The organism is Bacillus sp. 166amftsu, assembly GCF_900107445.1.
Lineage (GTDB): Bacteria > Bacillota > Bacilli > Bacillales > Bacillaceae_G > Bacillus_A > Bacillus_A arachidis.
The window spans coordinates 42401-60939 of the sequence record NZ_FNQA01000019.1 but is presented as its reverse complement, the minus strand read 5'-3'; the positions used below and the strand labels follow the sequence as shown (position 1 = coordinate 60939).

Here is an 18539-nt window from a genome sequence, read left to right as displayed (position 1 = left end):
GGAAGGGATAAGTGCTGAAAGCATCTAAGCATGAAGCCCCCCTCAAGATGAGATTTCCCATAGCGTAAGCTAGTAAGATCCCTGAAAGATGATCAGGTTGATAGGTTCGAGGTGGAAGCATGGTGACATGTGGAGCTGACGAATACTAATAGATCGAGGACTTAACCATATAATATGAATGCAAATGTTATCTAGTTTTGAAGGAATATACCTTCAATAGTTTGGTGATGATGGCAGAGAGGTCACACCCGTTCCCATACCGAACACGGAAGTTAAGCTCTCTAGCGCCGATGGTAGTTGGGACCTTGTCCCTGTGAGAGTAGGACGTCGCCAAGCAAAAAAAGCACGAGTCAATTGACTCGTGCTTTTTTTGTATTACTATGTAATGAAACTGGGAAATTTATCTTGTTATATAAAATGTGAACTCAGTGATTAAAGAACTAAAATTTTGGCTAGGATAGTGAAGAAGCAAAAGAGTTGCAAATTTCTTTAATACGTATATAATTAAAGTCAAAGATAGTCAAAGTCAATAAAGGTGGCGGATAAATGAGAAATATATCTGATATCATTGAGCAATATCTAAAGCAAGTTATTGACTTAAGCAATAATAATGTGATTGAGATTAAGAGAAATGAGATTGCGGACCGATTTGATTGTGTCCCATCTCAAATTAATTATGTAATCAATACTCGCTTTACGTTAGAAAGAGGGTTTGTCGTTGAAAGTAAACGAGGCGGCGGTGGTTACATTCGCATTATCAAAGTCAAATTGCATGACGATGTAGACATTATTGATCAAATGCTTCATATGATTGAGCATAGCATTGCGCAGGGAAATGCGGAGAGTATCATCATACGATTAGTAGAAGAAGATATTGTGACAAATCGGGAAGCAAAACTTATGCTGAGCGTATTAGATCGATCCGTATTATTAATGGATTTACCTTCGCGGGATCAACTTAGGGCTCGAATATTATGCGCAATGTTGAGGACACTGAAATATAAATAAATACAGCTTTTGTTAAAAATGTTTTTAGCGGTATATCATTTTATCGTGAGGCTTTTTATAGGCGAGATTAAGTGAACAAAATAATCTAGTCACGTATAAAAAGTATCATGAAGTAGATTGTTCCTATTGTGAAGGTGGGGATATAAGATGACTTGTCAAAATTGCAATGTAAGACCAGCAGCTTTACATTATACAAAAGTAATAAACGGACAAAAGACGGAAGTTCATCTTTGTGAGCAATGTGCAGAACAAAATGGCTATACGTCTTTCTTTCAATCACCACAACCTAGTTTTTCCTTTCATGACTTACTAGCTGGATTGCTACATGGAGAATCATCAATGTTTGAAAACCAAGAGGATAATTTTTTAGATACAAGGGTGTTACGGTGTTCAACTTGCAATATGACATATGAACAGTTTGCAAAAGTGGGACGCTTTGGATGCGCTTCGTGTTATGAGACATTTAAGGAACAACTAAAGCCCATGTTGAAGCGGCTTCATGGTGGTTATACACAACATTGTGGAAAAATTCCAGAGCGTATGGGAGGAAATATTCATCTAAAGAAAGAATTAGATGAACTAAAATTAAAATTAAAGCAATGTGTACAGAAAGAGGAATTTGAGGAAGCAGCTCAAATTCGTGATCAAATTCGAAGTATTATAAATCAACTTAGTGGACATAGAAAGGGGGAATAATTCTATGTCACTAGATCGTATTATGAATGAAGCAATTAGTCCATGGATGAAGGGAGATGGCCCTGATTCTGATATTGTTTTAAGTAGTCGCATTCGCTTGGCTCGTAATTTAAAAGATTATCATTTCCCTACTATGCAGACAAACGAAGAAGCCAAGCAGATTACTAATTTATTTCAAAAGAAACTGGCAAATCGGAAAGTGAAATCTTTTGGGAGCTTTGAACTGTTAAAGATGAACGAACTAAATCCACTTCAGCGAAGAGTTTTAGTAGAAAAACATTTAATCAGTCCTAATCTTGCTGGAACAGAATTTGGTGCTTGTTTACTATCAGAAGATGAACATATAAGTGTGATGCTTAATGAAGAAGATCATGTGCGAATTCAATGTTTGCTCTCAGGATTGCAATTATCAGAGGCGCTACAATGCGCAAACAAAATGGATAATTGGATTGAAGAAGCAGTTGAATATGCTTTTGATGAAGCGCTTGGCTATATGACAAGTTGCCCCACAAATGTTGGAACGGGGTTACGGGCTTCGGTGATGATACATTTACCAGCACTTGTTTTGACGAAACGAATGAGTCGTATTATACAAGCAATTCAACAATTGGGTTTAGTCGTAAGAGGAATATACGGTGAAGGTAGCGAAGCCTTAGGTAATATATTTCAAATTTCTAATCAAATGACATTAGGAAAATCAGAAGAAGATATTCTAGCAGACTTAGAGAGTGTCGTTCATCAGCTTATACAACAAGAAAGAGTAGCTCGAGAATTGATTATGAAAAATTCAAGTATTGAACTTGAAGACCGAGTATATCGTTCTTACGGTATACTGGCCAATAGTCGATTAATTCAATCGGCAGAGGCGGCTACTTGTCTGTCAGATATGCGGCTAGGCATTGATCTTGGTTATATAAAAAATATATCAAGAAATATTTTAACCGAGTTGATGGTACTAACTCAGCCTGGAATTTTACAGCAATACGCGGGTGGCCCTTTGAGTCCAGAAGAAAGGGATTATCGAAGAGCAACATTAATACGTGAACGACTACGAATTGAACAAAATTGAGCGCAAGTAGGAGGCGATTTCTATGATGTTTGGAAGATTTACAGAACGAGCACAGAAAGTATTAGCTTTATCTCAAGAAGAGGCAATTCGCATTGGGCATAATAATATTGGAACAGAACATATTTTACTTGGGCTTGTACGCGAAGGTGAAGGAATTGCAGCTAAAGCGTTAATCGCCCTTGGATTAAGCCCAGAGAAGGTACAAAAAGAGGTAGAGGCATTGATTGGTCGTGGAACAGAGATGTCTCAAACGGTTCATTATACACCGCGTGCAAAAAAAGTAATTGAATTATCAATGGATGAGGCACGTAAACTTGGTCATTCTTATGTCGGAACAGAACATATTTTATTAGGATTGATTCGTGAAGGTGAAGGCGTTGCGGCGCGAGTATTAAATAACTTAGGCGTAAGTTTAAATAAAGCAAGACAGCAAGTATTACAGCTCCTTGGAAGCAATGAAGCTACATCAGGTCATCAAGGTGGTGCATCAGCAAATGCAAATACACCAACGCTTGATAGTCTAGCACGTGATTTAACGGTTGTGGCACGTGAAGGGCGCCTAGATCCTGTTATTGGCCGTAGTAAAGAGATTCAACGTGTTATTGAAGTACTGAGCCGCAGAACTAAGAATAACCCAGTATTGATCGGAGAACCTGGGGTAGGTAAAACGGCAATAGCTGAGGGCCTAGCACAGCAAATTGTAAATAATGAAGTTCCAGAAACATTACGTGATAAGCGTGTTATGACGTTAGATATGGGTACAGTTGTTGCTGGTACGAAGTATCGTGGTGAATTTGAAGACCGCTTAAAGAAAGTGATGGATGAAATTCGACAAGCGGGTAATATTATCTTGTTTATTGACGAACTTCATACATTAATTGGTGCAGGTGGTGCAGAAGGTGCGATTGACGCATCCAATATTTTAAAACCATCATTAGCACGTGGTGAATTGCAATGCATTGGAGCGACAACGTTAGATGAGTATCGTAAATACATTGAAAAAGATGCAGCACTAGAAAGACGTTTCCAACCAATTCATGTTGATGAACCAAGCTTAGAAGAATCAATTCAAATTTTAAAAGGATTACGTGACCGTTACGAAGCGCATCATCGTGTTTCCATTACGGATGATGCAATTGATGCATCTGTAAAACTTTCAGATCGTTATATTACAGATCGGTTTTTACCTGATAAAGCAATTGACTTAATCGATGAAGCAGCTTCAAAAGTACGCTTACGTTCTTATACAACACCACCAAATTTAAAAGAACTTGAAGTGAAGCTTGAAGAAATTCGAAAAGAAAAAGATGCGGCTGTACAGAGCCAAGAGTTTGAAAAGGCAGCTTCTTTACGCGATATGGAACAACGTTTACGTGAAAAGTTAGAAGATACAAAACGTCAGTGGAAAGAGCAGCAAGGAAAAGAAAACTCTGAAGTAACAGTAGAGGATATTGCAAATGTTGTTTCTACGTGGACGCGTATCCCAGTTTCTAAACTTGCACAAACAGAAACAAACAAATTATTGAATCTAGAATCCATTTTACATGACCGTGTAATTGGTCAAGATGAAGCTGTTGTTGCGGTAGCGAAAGCGGTGCGCCGTGCACGAGCAGGTTTAAAAGATCCAAAACGTCCAATTGGTTCATTTATTTTCTTAGGACCTACTGGGGTAGGTAAAACCGAATTAGCAAGAGCGCTGGCGGAATCCATGTTTGGTGATGAAGATGCGATGATTCGGATTGATATGTCTGAGTACATGGAGAAACATTCTACTTCTCGCTTAGTTGGATCTCCTCCAGGGTATGTTGGGTACGAAGAGGGCGGTCAATTGACGGAAAAGGTTCGTCGTAAACCATATTCCGTCGTTCTATTAGATGAAGTAGAGAAGGCACATCCAGATGTATTTAACATCTTACTGCAGGTGTTAGAAGATGGCCGTTTAACAGATTCTAAAGGACGCACAGTGGATTTCCGTAATACAATTGTTATTATGACTTCTAACGTTGGTGCTGAGGCATTAAAACGTAATAAACATCTTGGTTTTAACGTACAAGATGAGAGCCGTGATTATTCGGATATGAAGGGTAAAGTAATGGATGAATTGAAAAAAGCATTTCGTCCAGAATTCTTAAACCGTATCGATGAAATCATTGTGTTCCATATGCTTGAGAAAAAACATATTCAGGAAATTGTAACGCTCATGGTGAATCAATTAGTGAGCCGTTTAAAAGAACAAGAAATTGAATTAGAGTTAACAAGCGCAGCGATTGAAGCGATTGCTGATCAAGGATTTGATCGTGAGTATGGTGCTCGGCCACTACGCCGAGCAATTCAAAAACATGTGGAAGATCGATTATCAGAAGAGCTTCTAAAAGGAGCAATTGAGAAAGGTCAAAAAGTTGTCTTCGATGCTGAAGGAGAATCATTTGTCATTCGTAGTGCAGAAAAGGTAAAATAAGTATAGACAAACGAAGAGGGCTAAATAATAGCCCTCTTTCTTGTACAAGAAGGATATATGTTTACATATGAAAGTGAAGTGAAGTAAAAAACAAGATGGCTAAAAAGAAAACGAAATTTATATGTCAAGAATGTGGTTATCAGTCACCGAAATATATGGGGAAGTGTCCTGGATGTGGGCAATGGAATACGCTTGTTGAAGAGATGGAACAAGTTGTATCCTCCCGTCGTATCAACTATGCAAATGCGATTCAAACGGAAGTAACGAAGCCAAGGCGTCTTACAGAGGTAGAAACAAAGTCAGAGGCACGCATTGAAACGAAATTTCAAGAATTTAATCGTGTGCTCGGTGGAGGAATTGTTGATGGTTCTCTCGTACTTATTGGAGGAGACCCTGGAATTGGGAAATCAACTCTATTACTACAAATATCATCGCAATTAGCAGATTCTGCGTATGATGTATTGTATATATCTGGTGAAGAATCAGCAAAACAAATTAAACTTCGTGCAGACCGTCTACATGTAAATGGAAATAACTTATTTGTTGTTTCAGAAACAGATTTACAGAGAATTGCAGCACATATCGACGAAATGAATCCTTCCTTTGTTGTCATTGATTCCATTCAAACTATTTATTTACCAGAAGTAACTTCAGCGCCAGGAAGTGTTTCACAAGTACGTGAATGTACAGCAGAACTGATGAAACTTGCAAAAACGAAAGGAATCCCGATTTTTATCGTAGGGCATGTGACCAAAGAAGGCGCGATTGCAGGACCACGTATGTTAGAACATATGGTGGATGCGGTTCTTTATTTTGAAGGAGACCGTCATCACACATATCGTATATTGCGGGCGGTTAAAAATCGTTTTGGTTCTACAAATGAGATGGGTATATTTGAAATGAAGGAATTAGGTCTTGCAGAAGTATTAAATCCTTCAGAAATTTTTCTAGAAGAAAGACCAGTTGGAGTTGCTGGTTCTACAGTTGTTGCTTCCATGGAAGGGACAAGGCCAGTTTTAGTAGAAATACAAGCATTAATTTCTCCTACTAGTTTTGGAAATCCAAGAAGAATGGCTACAGGGATTGATCATAATCGTGTATCGCTTATTATGGCGGTACTAGAAAAAAGAGCAGGTTTATTATTACAAAACCAAGATGCGTATTTAAAGGTTGCTGGAGGGTTGAGATTGGATGAACCAGCGATTGATTTGGCGGTCGCTTTAAGTATTGCATCGAGTTTTCGAGATAAGTCAACTGCACCAACCGATGCGGTAATAGGAGAAGTTGGATTAACTGGCGAAATAAGAAGGGTATCGAGAATTGAACAACGAGTACAAGAAGCGGCTAAACTAGGGTTTCAACGTGCCATTATCCCACGAAAAAATTTAGGGGGGTGGACAATTCCGGATGGGATTGAAGTAGTTGGTGTTTCTAATTTAGGAGAGGCGCTTCGTTTGACATTAGGAGGCTAGGCTATGGAAGAAAACAAGCAACGTGTCAAAAAAAGTATGATTAATATTTTACAGCTTGTTGCACCAGGGACACCTTTGCGAGAAGGTATTGATAATGTACTTCGCGCGCAAACAGGTGGTTTAATTGTCCTTGGATATAATGATCAGATTAAAAGCATTGTTGATGGAGGATTTCACATTAATTGTGCATTCTCTCCCGCTAGTTTATACGAATTAGCAAAAATGGATGGAGCTCTTATTTTAAATGAGACAGGAAGTAAAATTTTGATTGCAAATGCACAACTGGTTCCCGAGTCATCTATTGATTCTATTGAAACAGGGATGCGCCATCGTACAGCAGAGCGCGTAGCGAAGCAAACAGGAAGTCTTGTAGTTGCTATTTCACAAAGACGTAACGTAATTACGCTATATCAGGGAAGTTTACGTTATACATTAAAAGATATAGGTGTTATTTTAACAAAGGCAAATCAGGCTATTCAAACTTTAGAAAAATATAAGGCAGTATGGAATGATGGTATTACGAACTTGGGTATTCTAGAATTTGAGGAAGTTGTTACAATGTCTGAAGTAGTCCATGTCCTACATAGCGTTGAGATGGTACTCCGTATTAAGAATGAAATTCTAAGTTATATTCATGAATTAGGAACAGAAGGCAGACTTATTCGTTTGCAGCTTACGGAGCTATTGGCAGATTTAGAAGCAGAAGCAGCACTATTAATTAAAGACTATTATCAAGAAAAGACGCAGGATCACTATCAAATTTTAAAAAAATTACAGGAACTTGCAAACGCGCAGCTTTTAGAAGATAGTGATTTAGTGAAATTACTTGGTTACCCGGGGCAAATGAGTTTAGAGGAAAGTGTTACACCGAGAGGATATAGGATTACAAGTAAAATTTCTAGGGTACCACCTCTTATTATTGAAAACTTGATCAATCGATTTAAAACATTGCAAGGTGTTTGTCGTGCGAGTATTAATGAGTTAGATGATGTAGAAGGAATTGGAGAAGTTCGGGCGAAAAAAATACGAGAAGGTTTAAAACGAATACAAGAGCATTTGTATATGAGTAGACACAATTAAGAATATTACATTGATTCCATAATATAACGACACTAACACATTTTTGGTATATGATATGTTATATTGGTAAATAAAACAATTTATGAAAAGACACGTCCGCTTTTGCATTCGGCGTTTTGATTAGCAAAACAATGGTTAATAATGAGTAGGAGGTGGTTGGATGTTAAGACGGATCGTACAGCTCTTCTTTTTAGTAATTGGAGGGGCGCTCGGGATTTATTTAATCCCGAAAGTTATTAATGTATTGGACATTGGTGCAGTACCTTTGCTTGAAGGTTCATATGTTCGTGCAATTATTGGTGCAATTATTTTATTTTTAACAACATTTTGGCTCGTAGATTATATTGTTCAGCTTATTAAACATATTGAAGAAGCCCTTGTAAAGGCGCCTGTAACAGATGTTTTATTTGGTACGCTTGGATTAATTTCGGGTCTTATTGTTGCATATTTAATTTTGATACCAATTCGGGAATTTACAATCCCGGTCATTAGCACTGTATTACAAATCTTCTTTACACTTTTACTTGGTTACTTAGGATTCCAAGTAGGATTTAAAAAGAGAAATGAATTGTTAGGGTTATTTACATTACCACAGCGCGGTGGTAAGAAGAAAAATAACAATAGTGGGAATGAAGAGGCTGAAGCAGAAACAGGAGTCGAAGAATCTTCTTCTCATTGGAAAATTCTTGATACAAGTGTAATTATCGATGGACGTATTGCGGATATTTGTCAAACAAAGTTTCTAGAAGGAACAATTGTGATTCCTCAATTTGTATTAGAAGAGTTACAACATATTGCCGATTCTTCTGATGCATTAAAGCGTAATCGAGGACGTAGAGGATTAGATATCTTAAATCGTATTCAAAAAGAGATGCCAATTCCAGTAGAGATTTATGAAGGTGATTTCGAAGACATTCAAGAAGTGGATAGCAAACTTGTGAAGTTAGCGAAGATAACTGGTGGTACTGTTGTCACAAATGATTTTAATTTAAATAAAGTTTCTGAACTACAAGGAGTAACCGTTCTGAACATTAATGATTTAGCAAATGCAATCAAACCGGTTGTACTTCCAGGTGAAGAACTAAGCGTTTATGTTGTTAAAGATGGAAAAGAACAAAATCAAGGTGTTGCTTATTTAGATGATGGTACAATGATTGTAGTAGAAGATGGACGAGAATATGTTGGTTCACAACTTGATGTACTCGTTACGAGTGTACTACAAACATCTGCTGGTCGAATGATTTTTGCAAAGCGTAAGTTATTAGAAAAAGCATTATAAGTAGAGGATTATTAGCATGTATACATTAATTATTCCGGCTGCGGGCCAAGGAAAGCGAATGGGTGCTGGTAAAAATAAATTATTTTTGCTTATTAATGAAGTGCCTATTATTGTGCATACATTACGTGCCTTTGAAAAAGATGAGGCATGTAAAAATATTATTATGGCAATTAATAAAGAAGAACGCCCTTATTTTGAAGAGCTAATGCAGAAATATCCGATTCAGAAACGCGTACAGTTTATTCAAGGCGGGGCTGAAAGACAAGATAGTGTGTATAATGCACTTCAATATGTAGAAGAAGTCAAATATGTTCTTGTTCATGATGGAGCACGTCCGTTTGTAACAGAACAAATGATTCATGATGTATTGACTGAGGCAAAAGAGAAAGGTGCTTCCATTTGTGCAGTGCCTGTTAAGGATACAGTAAAGAGAGTAGAACAAGATAGCGTTGTTGAAACGGTTGACCGTTCTCAGCTTAGAGCAGTTCAAACACCACAAGGATTTGCTGTTCCACTTTTACTAGAAGCGCATCAAAGTGCAAAGCAAGGATGTTTTCTTGGTACCGACGATGCAAGTCTTGTAGAACGCATAGGAAAAGAAGTAGGCGTAGTAGAGGGGAGTTATTACAATATTAAAGTGACAACTCCAGAAGATTTATTAATTGCTGAAAGTTTCTTGCGTGTTCAGAAGGAACGATAGTGATGGTATAATATTAAGAAAAGCTCGGTAGCTACCGGGCTTTTCTTAATAGATTCATCGACATATGGTCATGAATTTCAGTAGTTTAGTTTGAGGAGGATGTAAAATGTTTCGAATTGGACAAGGCTTTGATGTACACGAATTTGCAGAAGGTAGACCGTTAATTATCGGTGGAATTACGATTCCTCATGAAAAAGGATTATTAGGTCACTCAGATGCAGATGTACTTTTACATACAATTGCTGATGCATGTTTAGGAGCAATTGCTGCAGGTGATATTGGGAAACATTTCCCAGATACAGATCCTGCTTTTAAAGATGCAGATTCAGCTGTGTTATTGCAAAAGGTTTGGGAGTTTGTGCGTGAGCAAGGGTATGAATTAGGTAATTTAGATTGTACAATTATCGCTCAGAAGCCAAAAATGGCACCATATATTGAAAGTATGCGGAAGCGTATTAGTGAATTGTTAGAAACTTCTATAGACAATGTTAATGTGAAGGCGACAACAACTGAAAAATTAGGATTCACAGGAAGAGAAGAAGGGATTGCTTCTCAAGCAGTTGTACTATTACAGAAAAAATAGTTGTTTTTAATTCGTAAGATGGATAATCATATTTTTTTGGTGTACAATTATAGAATGTGTTGACATTAGGAATGGAAGGTGTACCAATTATGGAAAAGCAAGTGAGAGTGCGCTATGCGCCAAGTCCAACAGGACACTTACATATCGGAAATGCGCGTACGGCATTATTTAATTATTTATTTGCTCGTCATCAAGATGGCAAGTTTATCATTCGTATTGAGGATACTGATGTAAAACGTAATGTTGCTGGCGGTGAAGAAAGCCAATTAAAATACTTGAAATGGCTCGGTATGGACTGGGATGAAGGTGTTGATGTTGGTGGTGAATATGGACCATATCGTCAAACAGAACGTTTAGATATTTATAAAAAGTTATATGAAGATTTACTAGAGCGTGGTTTGGCTTATAAATGCTATATGACAGAAGAAGAATTGGAAGCAGAGCGTGAAGGACAAATTGCTCGTGGTGAAACACCTCGTTATGCAGGTAATCACCGTGATTTAACAGAAGAACAAATTAAACAATTTGAAGCAGAAGGTCGTATTCCAAGTATTCGTTTCCGTGTACCAGCTGACCGCGACTACACATTTAAGGATATCGTAAAAGATGAAGTTGCTTTCCACTCAAATGACTTTGGTGATTTCGTTATCGTGAAAAAAGATGGAATTCCAACTTATAATTTTGCGGTAGCAGTAGACGATCATTTAATGGAGATTACACACGTACTTCGTGGTGATGACCATATTTCTAACACACCAAAGCAAATGATGATCTATGAAGCTTTCGGTTGGGATGTCCCTCAGTTCGGTCATATGACTTTAATTGTAAATGAAAGTCGTAAAAAGTTAAGTAAACGCGATGAATCTATTATTCAATTTATTGAGCAATATAAAGAGCTGGGATATCTTCCAGAAGCAATCTTTAACTTTATCGCATTGTTAGGTTGGTCACCGGTTGGTGAAGAGGAAATCTTCTCTAAAGATGAATTTATTGAAATGTTTGATGCAGCTCGTTTATCAAAATCACCTGCATTATTTGATTCTCAGAAACTAAAATGGATGAACAACCAGTACATGAAAAAGCAAGATTTAGATACTGTTGTTGCATTAAGTTTACCTCATTTAGTAAAAGCTGGTCGCGTAAGTGAAAACTTAAGTGAGCAAGAGCAAGCTTGGATTCGTGATGTAATTGCTTTATATCATGAGCAAATGAGTTTTGGTGCTGAAATTGTAGAGCTGTCTGAGATGTTCTTTAAAGATCATGTAGATTATGAGGAAGAAGGACAAGAAGTGTTGAAAGGCGAACAAGTACCTGAAGTACTTCGTGCTTTCGCTGCGGAATTAGAAGCTTTAGATGAAATGGAGCCAGCGGCGATTAAGAAGGCTATTAAAGCGGTCCAAAAAGAAACAGGACATAAAGGTAAAAACTTATTTATGCCAATTCGTGTTGCGACTACTGGTCAAACACATGGTCCAGAACTTCCAAATGCAATTGCACTTCTTGGGAAAGAAAAAGTTTTAAACCGTATTCTTAAAGTAATTGGTTAACATTTGACGAATTTAGAAATATAATAAGAATACATTAAAACCTAATATGGAAAAGCGACGAGAAGGAGAAGTAGACAATCAGGCTTTTTACAGAGAGAACCACCTTTTGGCTGGAAGTGGTTTATAAGCGGATTTTTGAAATGCCCCTTCGAGTCTTCTGCTGAACAACGAATAGTTTCGGGAAACGTAAGTAAGCAGGAGCGGTATAAACCGTTATCATGGATGAGTTTGAGGTTATATTTTAGCTTAAACAGAGTGGAACCGCGCTTATAAGGCGTCTCTGTCAATTTGACAGAGGCGTCTTTTTTATACCATGTAAATAGGTATGGTATAAGTTGTTGTAGAGATGGATAAAGACTAGATAACAAGTAAGGGAATTCGTGGTAAATCGGTTCACTCGGAAAAGTAGCCCATAAAGGGGAGGGGACATCGATGTTTAAGAGGCTTCGAGAAGATATTGAAGTCGTTTTTGAACAAGATCCAGCGGCACGAAGTTATTTCGAAGTCATTTTAACTTACTCTGGATTACATGCAGTTTGGGCACACCGAATTGCACATGCTTTTTATAAGCGGAATTTTTTCTTCCTTGCACGTTGGATTTCACAAGTTAGTCGTTTTTTTACTGGGATTGAGATTCATCCAGGAGCCACAATTGGTCGCCGCTTTTTCATTGATCACGGTATGGGAGTTGTCATTGGGGAGACATGTGAAATTGGAGACAATGTAACAATTTATCAAGGAGTTACATTAGGGGGTACAGGGAAAGAAAAAGGAAAAAGGCATCCAACAATTCAAGATAATGTACTGATTGCAACTGGTGCAAAAGTACTCGGATCTATTACAGTTGGAGAGAATTCTAAAATTGGTGCAGGGTCTGTTGTGTTGAAAGAAGTTCCTGCACATTCGACAGTTGTAGGTATACCTGGTCGTGTCGTAATTCAGAATGGAGTAAAGATAGGCCAGGAATTAAATCATTCAGATCTTCCGGATCCGATTTTCGATAAATTGAAAGTAATGGAAGCTGAACTCGAGAAATTAAAAAAGCAACTTGAAGTGAAAGTGGAAAGGAAGGATGAAAATGACTATTCACATTTATAATACGTTAACGCGTGAGAAAGAAGAGTTTGTTCCTTTAGAAGAAAATAAAGTGAAGATGTATGTATGCGGACCGACAGTATACAACTATATTCATATTGGAAATGCAAGACCACCTATGGTATTTGATACAGTGCGCCGCTACTTAGAGTACAAAGGGTATGATGTACAATATGTTTCTAACTTTACAGATGTAGATGATAAATTAATTAAAGCAGCAAATGAACTAGGAGAGGACGTTCCAACAATTGCAGATCGCTTTGTTGAAGCGTACTTTGAAGATGTAACTGCATTAGGTTGCAAACACGCTACGGTTCATCCTCGTGTAACAGAAAATATGGATATCATTATTGAATTTATTGAGGAACTTGTGAAAAAAGGATATGCATATGAATCTGAAGGCGATGTTTATTACAAAACGAAAGAATTTGAAGGTTACGGCAAATTGTCTCATCAACCAATTGCAGATTTACGTCATGGTGCACGTATTGAAGTTGGAGAAAAGAAACAAGATCCACTTGACTTTGCATTATGGAAAGCTGCGAAAGAAGGAGAAATCTTCTGGGAGAGCCCTTGGGGGAAAGGTCGTCCGGGATGGCACATTGAATGCTCTGCGATGGCAAGAAAATATTTAGGTGATACAATCGATATTCATGCTGGTGGTCAAGATTTAGCGTTCCCACACCATGAAAATGAGATTGCACAATCAGAAGCGTTGACGGGAAAAACATTTGCACGTTACTGGATGCATAATGGATATATTAATATTAACAATGAAAAAATGTCTAAATCATTAGGGAACTTCATTTTAGTTCATGACATTATTAAGCAATACGACCCGCAGTTAATTCGTTTCTTTATGCTATCTGTACATTATCGTCATCCAATCAACTTTAGTGAAGAGTTATTACACAGTACAAATAATGGATTAGAGCGAATTAAAACAGCATATGGTAACTTAAAGCACCGTATGGAAAGTAGCACAGATTTAACAGACCATAATGAAAAATGGTTAGTTGAAATAGAGAAATTCCAGTTAACGTTTGAAGAAGCAATGAACGATGATTTTAATACAGCAAATGCAATAACTGAATTGTATAATTTAGCAAATCATGCAAATCAATATCTATTGGAAGAACATACATCAAAAGCTGTAATTGAGGCGTATGTAAAACAGTTCGAAACGTTATTTGGTATTTTAGGATTAGAGTTAACAAAAGAAGAATTGCTTGATGAAGAGATTGAAGCATTAATTCAAAAACGTATTGAGGCTCGTCAAAACCGCGATTTTGCACTGTCTGATCAAATTCGTGATGATTTAAAAGAGCGTAATATTATTTTAGAAGATACCGCTCAAGGTACAAGATGGAAAAGAGGATAAACATGATTGATGCAAAGCAATTAAACAGCTTAGCGTTAGCATATATGGGTGATGCGGTATATGAACAATATATCCGCTATCACCTCCTTCAAAAAGGAACGGTTCGTCCTAACCAATTACATCGTTTAGGGACAAGCTTTGTTTCGGCGAAAGCACAAGCGAAAGTTGTTTATCATTTACTAGAAACAGCATTTTTGACAGATGAAGAAGAAGCGGTCTTAAGAAGAGGACGTAATGCAAATTCGGGTTCTGTTCCTAAAAATACAGATGTGCAAACATATCGCTATAGCACTGCTTTTGAGGCATTGCTTGGATACCATTACTTATTGAACAATAGCGAAAGATTAGAAGAACTTGTATATAAAGCAATTGATGTTTTAGAAGCGAAGGAAGGGGGCGCATCAATATGAGTAGTGAATATATTATCGGACGTAACCCTGTAATTGAAGCGTTACGATCAGGAAGAGATATTAATAAGATTTGGATTGCAGAAGGTGCAGCTAAAGGACAAGTGCAAATTGTATTAGCATTAGCGAAAGAAAATAAAATTATTTTGCAACATGCACCAAAGAAAAAGTTAGACCAACTTGTTGAAGGGAATCATCAGGGAGTAATTGCACAAGTAGCGGCATATCAATATGCAGAATTAGAGGATTTATTTGAAGCAGCTGCTAAGCGTAATGAAGATCCGTTCTTCTTAATCCTAGATGAAATTGAAGATCCGCATAATTTAGGTTCTATTATGCGTACGGCAGATGCAACAGGTGCTCACGGCATTATTATTCCGAAAAGAAGAGCTGTTGGGCTTACAGCATCAGTTGCGAAAGCTTCAACAGGAGCAATTGAATATATTCCTGTTGCTCGCGTGACAAACTTATCTCGAACAATTGATGATTTAAAAGAGCGCGGTCTTTGGATTGCGGGTACAGATGCAAGAGGGAAAACGGATTATCGTAATTTAGATGGTAATATGCCGATTGGATTGGTAATTGGTAGTGAAGGAAAAGGGATGAGCCGTATTATTGGTGAGAAATGTGATTTCTTAATCAACTTGCCGATGGTTGGTAAAGTTACATCCTTAAATGCTTCAGTAGCTGCTAGTCTGTTAATGTACGAGGTATATCGCAAACGTCACCAGATTGGTGAGTAAAAATGAACGAGATTTTAATCGTCGATGGATACAACATTATTGGGGCTTGGGGAGATTTAAAACAATTACGGGATGTAGATTTGCAAGCATCAAGAGACGCGCTTATCGATAAGATGGCAGACTATCAGGGGTATACAGGAACAAGAGTGATGATCGTATTTGATGCTTATACGGTTCAAGGTATTGAGAAGAAGATGAAGCAATCACGTGTTGAAGTCATTTTCACAAGAAAAAATCAAACCGCGGATGAAAAAATCGAACAGCTTGCGATTGAACTTCGCAATATTAATACACAAATTTATGTTGCGACTTCTGATTATACAGAGCAGTGGGTTATTTTTGGACAAGGTGCACTGCGGAAATCAGCGCGTGAGCTGGAGTTAGAAGTAAAGATGATGGAACAACAAGTGCGCCATCAAACGCAAAAGGTAAAAGAGAAACAACCAGCTATGCGAACGATATTTAGTAAGGATATTACAGAAAAGTTAGAAAAATTAAGGCGAGGAGAGCGTTGAAGCATTGACGCTCTTCAAACGCTTACTGTATAATATTTCTAAATAAATAGCGGTCGGAGGGATCAGAGTGGAAACAGGCTTCGTAAGTACCAACAACGTTACGTTTCGCGATTTAGAGGATGAGGCAATAGTTGAGTTAGTTCGAAAAGGTAATATTGATGCTCTTGAGTATTTAATTCACAAGTACAAGAACTTTGTTCGTGCAAAATCAAGATCTTATTTTTTAGTAGGTGCCGATCGGGAAGATATTGTTCAAGAAGGTATGATCGGTTTATTTAAAGCTATTCGTGATTACAAAGAGGACAAGCTATCTTCTTTTAAAGCATTTGCTGAATTATGTATTACTCGTCAAATTATTACTGCTATTAAGACAGCAACGAGACAAAAGCATATTCCTTTAAATTCGTATGTTTCTTTGGATAAACCGATTTACGATGAGGAATCTGATCGTACGCTATTAGATGTTATTTCAGAAGCAAAGGTGACTGATCCTGAAGAGATGATTATTAGTCAGGAAGAATATACCGACATAGAACTAAAAATATCTGAATTATTAAGCGATTTAGAAAGAAAAGTTCTTTCTTTATACCTAGATGGTCGTTCTTATCAGGAAATTTCAGAGCAGTTAAATAGGCATGTAAAGTCTATTGATAATGCTCTACAGCGCGTGAAAAGAAAGCTTGAACGATATATGGAGATGAGAGAAAATACAACTCTAAATTCGTAGTGTATGTTGCAGGAGTAAAATCATTCTCCTGCTTTCTTTTTGTGAGGTAGTAAGCGGCATGTCATTGACATTGTCTTTTATTGTATGATACATTTTTAGGGACATAATGTTACAAGGTTGGTGTAACAAATGAGGAAAAAAGTTGTACTCTCATGTGAAGAGTGTAAGAACCGAAACTACTCTACAATGAAAGATACGAGCTCAGTAGAGCGGCTTGAGATAAAGAAATTTTGTAAAACATGCAATATGCATACAGTTCATAAGGAAACAAAATAAATAATCGAAATAATAAACTGGAGGTCCCGTAAATGCGTTTGACGAACTTTTTCGGCGATGTAGGTCGCGAAATGAAAAAAGTAAGTTGGCCTAAGAAAGATGAATTACTCCGTTCAACAGCTACTGTTATTGCGACAGTTGTCTTTTTTGCAGTTTTCTTCGCAGTAGTTGACATGGGTATTTCTTCTTTAATTCGGTTAATTCTTGAATAAGAAGCACTTATCCATGATATAATGTTATTTATACGAACTGTGTAAAAGCCCGATGAACGGGTTTTTTCATTTGCGCAAAAAAATGTACGTCAGGGAGGGAAGGACGCTCGTCCTAAATGAATGGAAAAAAGTTGGTATGTTGTCCATACTTATTCTGGATATGAAAATAAAGTAAAAGCAAACCTAGAAAAACGTGTAGAATCAATGGGAATGCAGGATAAAATTTTCCGTGTTGTTGTTCCGGAAGAAGTAGAAGTAGAAATGAAAAACGGAAAAGAAAAATTAACAAAACGAAAAGTATTCCCGGGTTATGTATTAGTTGAACTAATTATGACTGATGATTCTTGGTATGTTGTTCGTAATACGCCAGGTGTAACAGGTTTTGTTGGATCTTCTGGATCAGGTTCAAAACCATCTCCTTTGTTAGAAGAGGAAGTTGTTACCATTATGAAGCATATGGGAATGGACAATGAAGTGGTTGATTTCGACTTTGAACTTCATGAAACAGTACGGGTTAATGAAGGACCATTCGCGAATTATACAGGTGCAATCGAAGAGATTGATATGGAAAAACAAAAAGTAAGAGTGCTTGTAGATATGTTTGGTCGTGAAACACCGGTCGAGCTCGATTTCCATCAAATTGAAAAATTATAAAATGAAACTTGAAATGAACTGTAAAAAGTGATAATATCTTTTAAGTCAGTACGTCTTCGGTAACGGAGACGTTTTTTGAAAAGATTTTATCGTTACAGATAAAATAGAAGTGGGAGGGCAAATCACTGCCCAATTGACCACATCACGGACTTAAGGAGGTGTGTCTCGTGGCTAAAAAGGTAATTAAAATGGTAAAACTTCAAATTCCTGCAGGTAAAGCTAACCCAGCTCCACCAGTTGGTCCAGCATTAGGACAAGCGGGTGTTAACATCATGGGCTTCTGTAAAGAGTTCAACGCTCGTACAGCAGATCAAGCTGGTCTTATCATTCCTGTTGAAATTACGGTATTCGAAGACCGTTCATTCACTTTCATTACTAAAACTCCTCCTGCTGCTGTTCTTCTTAAGAAAGTAGCTGGTATTGAGTCTGGTTCTGGTGAACCAAACCGTAATAAAGTGGCAACTGTTAAGCGTGATAAAGTACGCGAAATCGCTGAAACTAAAATGCCTGACTTAAACGCTGCTAGCGTAGAAGCTGCAATGCGTATGGTTGAAGGTACTGCACGCAGTATGGGTATCGTTATCGAAGACTAATTCGATTTGTTTTTTTGTAAAAAAGGTTGCGGGTCTGGAATTCC

General features: G+C 37.5%; 20 protein-coding genes, 2 rRNA genes and 1 other annotated feature. All 22 genes read left to right on the top strand.

Annotation, left to right across the window (positions count from 1 at the left end; genetic code table 11):
- Positions 1-169, top strand: a 23S ribosomal RNA gene (locus tag BLV40_RS23790); the annotation flags it as partial.
- 51 nt (positions 170-220) lie between these two features.
- Positions 221-336 (top strand): 5S ribosomal RNA (gene rrf / locus BLV40_RS23785).
- Between the two features lie 210 nt (positions 337-546).
- Positions 547-1008, top strand: a complete 462-nt coding sequence (locus BLV40_RS23780) for a CtsR family transcriptional regulator (RefSeq protein ID WP_026593141.1) — start codon at positions 547-549, stop codon at positions 1006-1008.
- Positions 1009-1155: 147 nt separating this feature from the next.
- Positions 1156-1704, top strand: a complete 549-nt coding sequence (locus BLV40_RS23775) for a protein-arginine kinase activator protein McsA (RefSeq protein WP_026593142.1) — start codon at positions 1156-1158, stop codon at positions 1702-1704.
- Between the two features lie 4 nt (positions 1705-1708).
- On the top strand, positions 1709-2773 hold the full coding sequence (locus tag BLV40_RS23770) for a protein-arginine kinase McsB (protein WP_026593143.1): 1065 nt from the start codon (positions 1709-1711) through the stop codon (positions 2771-2773).
- Between the two features lie 22 nt (positions 2774-2795).
- The gene (gene clpC, locus BLV40_RS23765) at positions 2796-5231 is read left to right on the top strand and encodes an ATP-dependent protease ATP-binding subunit ClpC (protein WP_026593144.1); all 2436 of its coding nucleotides are present in this window, start codon (positions 2796-2798) and stop codon (positions 5229-5231) included.
- Between the two features lie 95 nt (positions 5232-5326).
- On the top strand, positions 5327-6703 hold the full coding sequence (gene radA / locus BLV40_RS23760; protein WP_026593145.1) for a DNA repair protein RadA: 1377 nt from the start codon (positions 5327-5329) through the stop codon (positions 6701-6703).
- A 3-nt stretch (positions 6704-6706) separates the two neighbouring features.
- Positions 6707-7783: a DNA integrity scanning diadenylate cyclase DisA gene (gene disA / locus BLV40_RS23755; RefSeq protein ID WP_026593146.1), complete on the top strand. Its 1077-nt coding sequence runs from the start codon at positions 6707-6709 to the stop codon at positions 7781-7783.
- 160 nt (positions 7784-7943) lie between these two features.
- On the top strand, positions 7944-9062 hold the full coding sequence (locus tag BLV40_RS23750; RefSeq protein WP_090694445.1) for a PIN/TRAM domain-containing protein: 1119 nt from the start codon (positions 7944-7946) through the stop codon (positions 9060-9062).
- Positions 9063-9078: 16 nt separating this feature from the next.
- Positions 9079-9762, top strand: coding sequence for a 2-C-methyl-D-erythritol 4-phosphate cytidylyltransferase (gene ispD, locus BLV40_RS23745; protein ID WP_090694441.1), 684 nt, complete (start codon positions 9079-9081; stop codon positions 9760-9762).
- Positions 9763-9868: 106 nt separating this feature from the next.
- A complete protein-coding gene (ispF, locus tag BLV40_RS23740) occupies positions 9869-10345 on the top strand; it encodes a 2-C-methyl-D-erythritol 2,4-cyclodiphosphate synthase (protein ID WP_026593149.1) in 477 nt (158 codons plus the stop codon).
- Between the two features lie 89 nt (positions 10346-10434).
- Entirely contained in the window at positions 10435-11892 is a 1458-nt protein-coding gene (gene gltX / locus BLV40_RS23735; protein ID WP_026593150.1) for a glutamate--tRNA ligase, read from the top strand.
- A gap of 48 nt (positions 11893-11940) precedes the next feature.
- Positions 11941-12177 (top strand) — a binding site (T-box leader).
- Between the two features lie 147 nt (positions 12178-12324).
- Positions 12325-12990 (top strand): serine O-acetyltransferase, encoded by a 666-nt coding sequence (cysE, locus tag BLV40_RS23730; protein ID WP_026593151.1) that lies wholly within the window; start codon positions 12325-12327, stop codon positions 12988-12990.
- A complete protein-coding gene (cysS, locus tag BLV40_RS23725; protein WP_026593152.1) occupies positions 12971-14368 on the top strand; it encodes a cysteine--tRNA ligase in 1398 nt (465 codons plus the stop codon). Before cysE ends, cysS begins: the two co-directional genes overlap by 20 nt.
- Before the next feature lie 2 nt (positions 14369-14370).
- On the top strand, positions 14371-14778 hold the full coding sequence (locus tag BLV40_RS23720) for a Mini-ribonuclease 3 (protein WP_026593153.1): 408 nt from the start codon (positions 14371-14373) through the stop codon (positions 14776-14778).
- Positions 14775-15518, top strand: coding sequence for a 23S rRNA (guanosine(2251)-2'-O)-methyltransferase RlmB (gene rlmB / locus BLV40_RS23715; RefSeq protein ID WP_026593154.1), 744 nt, complete (start codon positions 14775-14777; stop codon positions 15516-15518). The genes BLV40_RS23720 and rlmB overlap by 4 nt, the downstream gene beginning before the upstream one ends.
- Before the next feature lie 2 nt (positions 15519-15520).
- The gene (locus BLV40_RS23710; RefSeq protein ID WP_026593155.1) at positions 15521-16033 is read left to right on the top strand and encodes an NYN domain-containing protein; all 513 of its coding nucleotides are present in this window, start codon (positions 15521-15523) and stop codon (positions 16031-16033) included.
- Positions 16034-16100: 67 nt separating this feature from the next.
- The gene (locus BLV40_RS23705; protein ID WP_003194323.1) at positions 16101-16760 is read left to right on the top strand and encodes an RNA polymerase factor sigma-70; all 660 of its coding nucleotides are present in this window, start codon (positions 16101-16103) and stop codon (positions 16758-16760) included.
- A gap of 129 nt (positions 16761-16889) precedes the next feature.
- A complete protein-coding gene (gene rpmG, locus BLV40_RS23700; protein WP_002055487.1) occupies positions 16890-17036 on the top strand; it encodes a 50S ribosomal protein L33 in 147 nt (48 codons plus the stop codon).
- 32 nt (positions 17037-17068) lie between these two features.
- Positions 17069-17248: a preprotein translocase subunit SecE gene (secE, locus tag BLV40_RS23695; RefSeq protein WP_026593156.1), complete on the top strand. Its 180-nt coding sequence runs from the start codon at positions 17069-17071 to the stop codon at positions 17246-17248.
- Positions 17249-17368: 120 nt separating this feature from the next.
- Entirely contained in the window at positions 17369-17902 is a 534-nt protein-coding gene (nusG, locus tag BLV40_RS23690) for a transcription termination/antitermination protein NusG (protein ID WP_000415795.1), read from the top strand.
- Between the two features lie 167 nt (positions 17903-18069).
- Complete coding sequence (gene rplK, locus BLV40_RS23685) at positions 18070-18495, top strand: 50S ribosomal protein L11 (RefSeq protein WP_001085872.1); 426 nt, start codon at positions 18070-18072, stop codon at positions 18493-18495.
- The last annotated feature ends 44 nt before the right edge of the window (positions 18496-18539 follow it).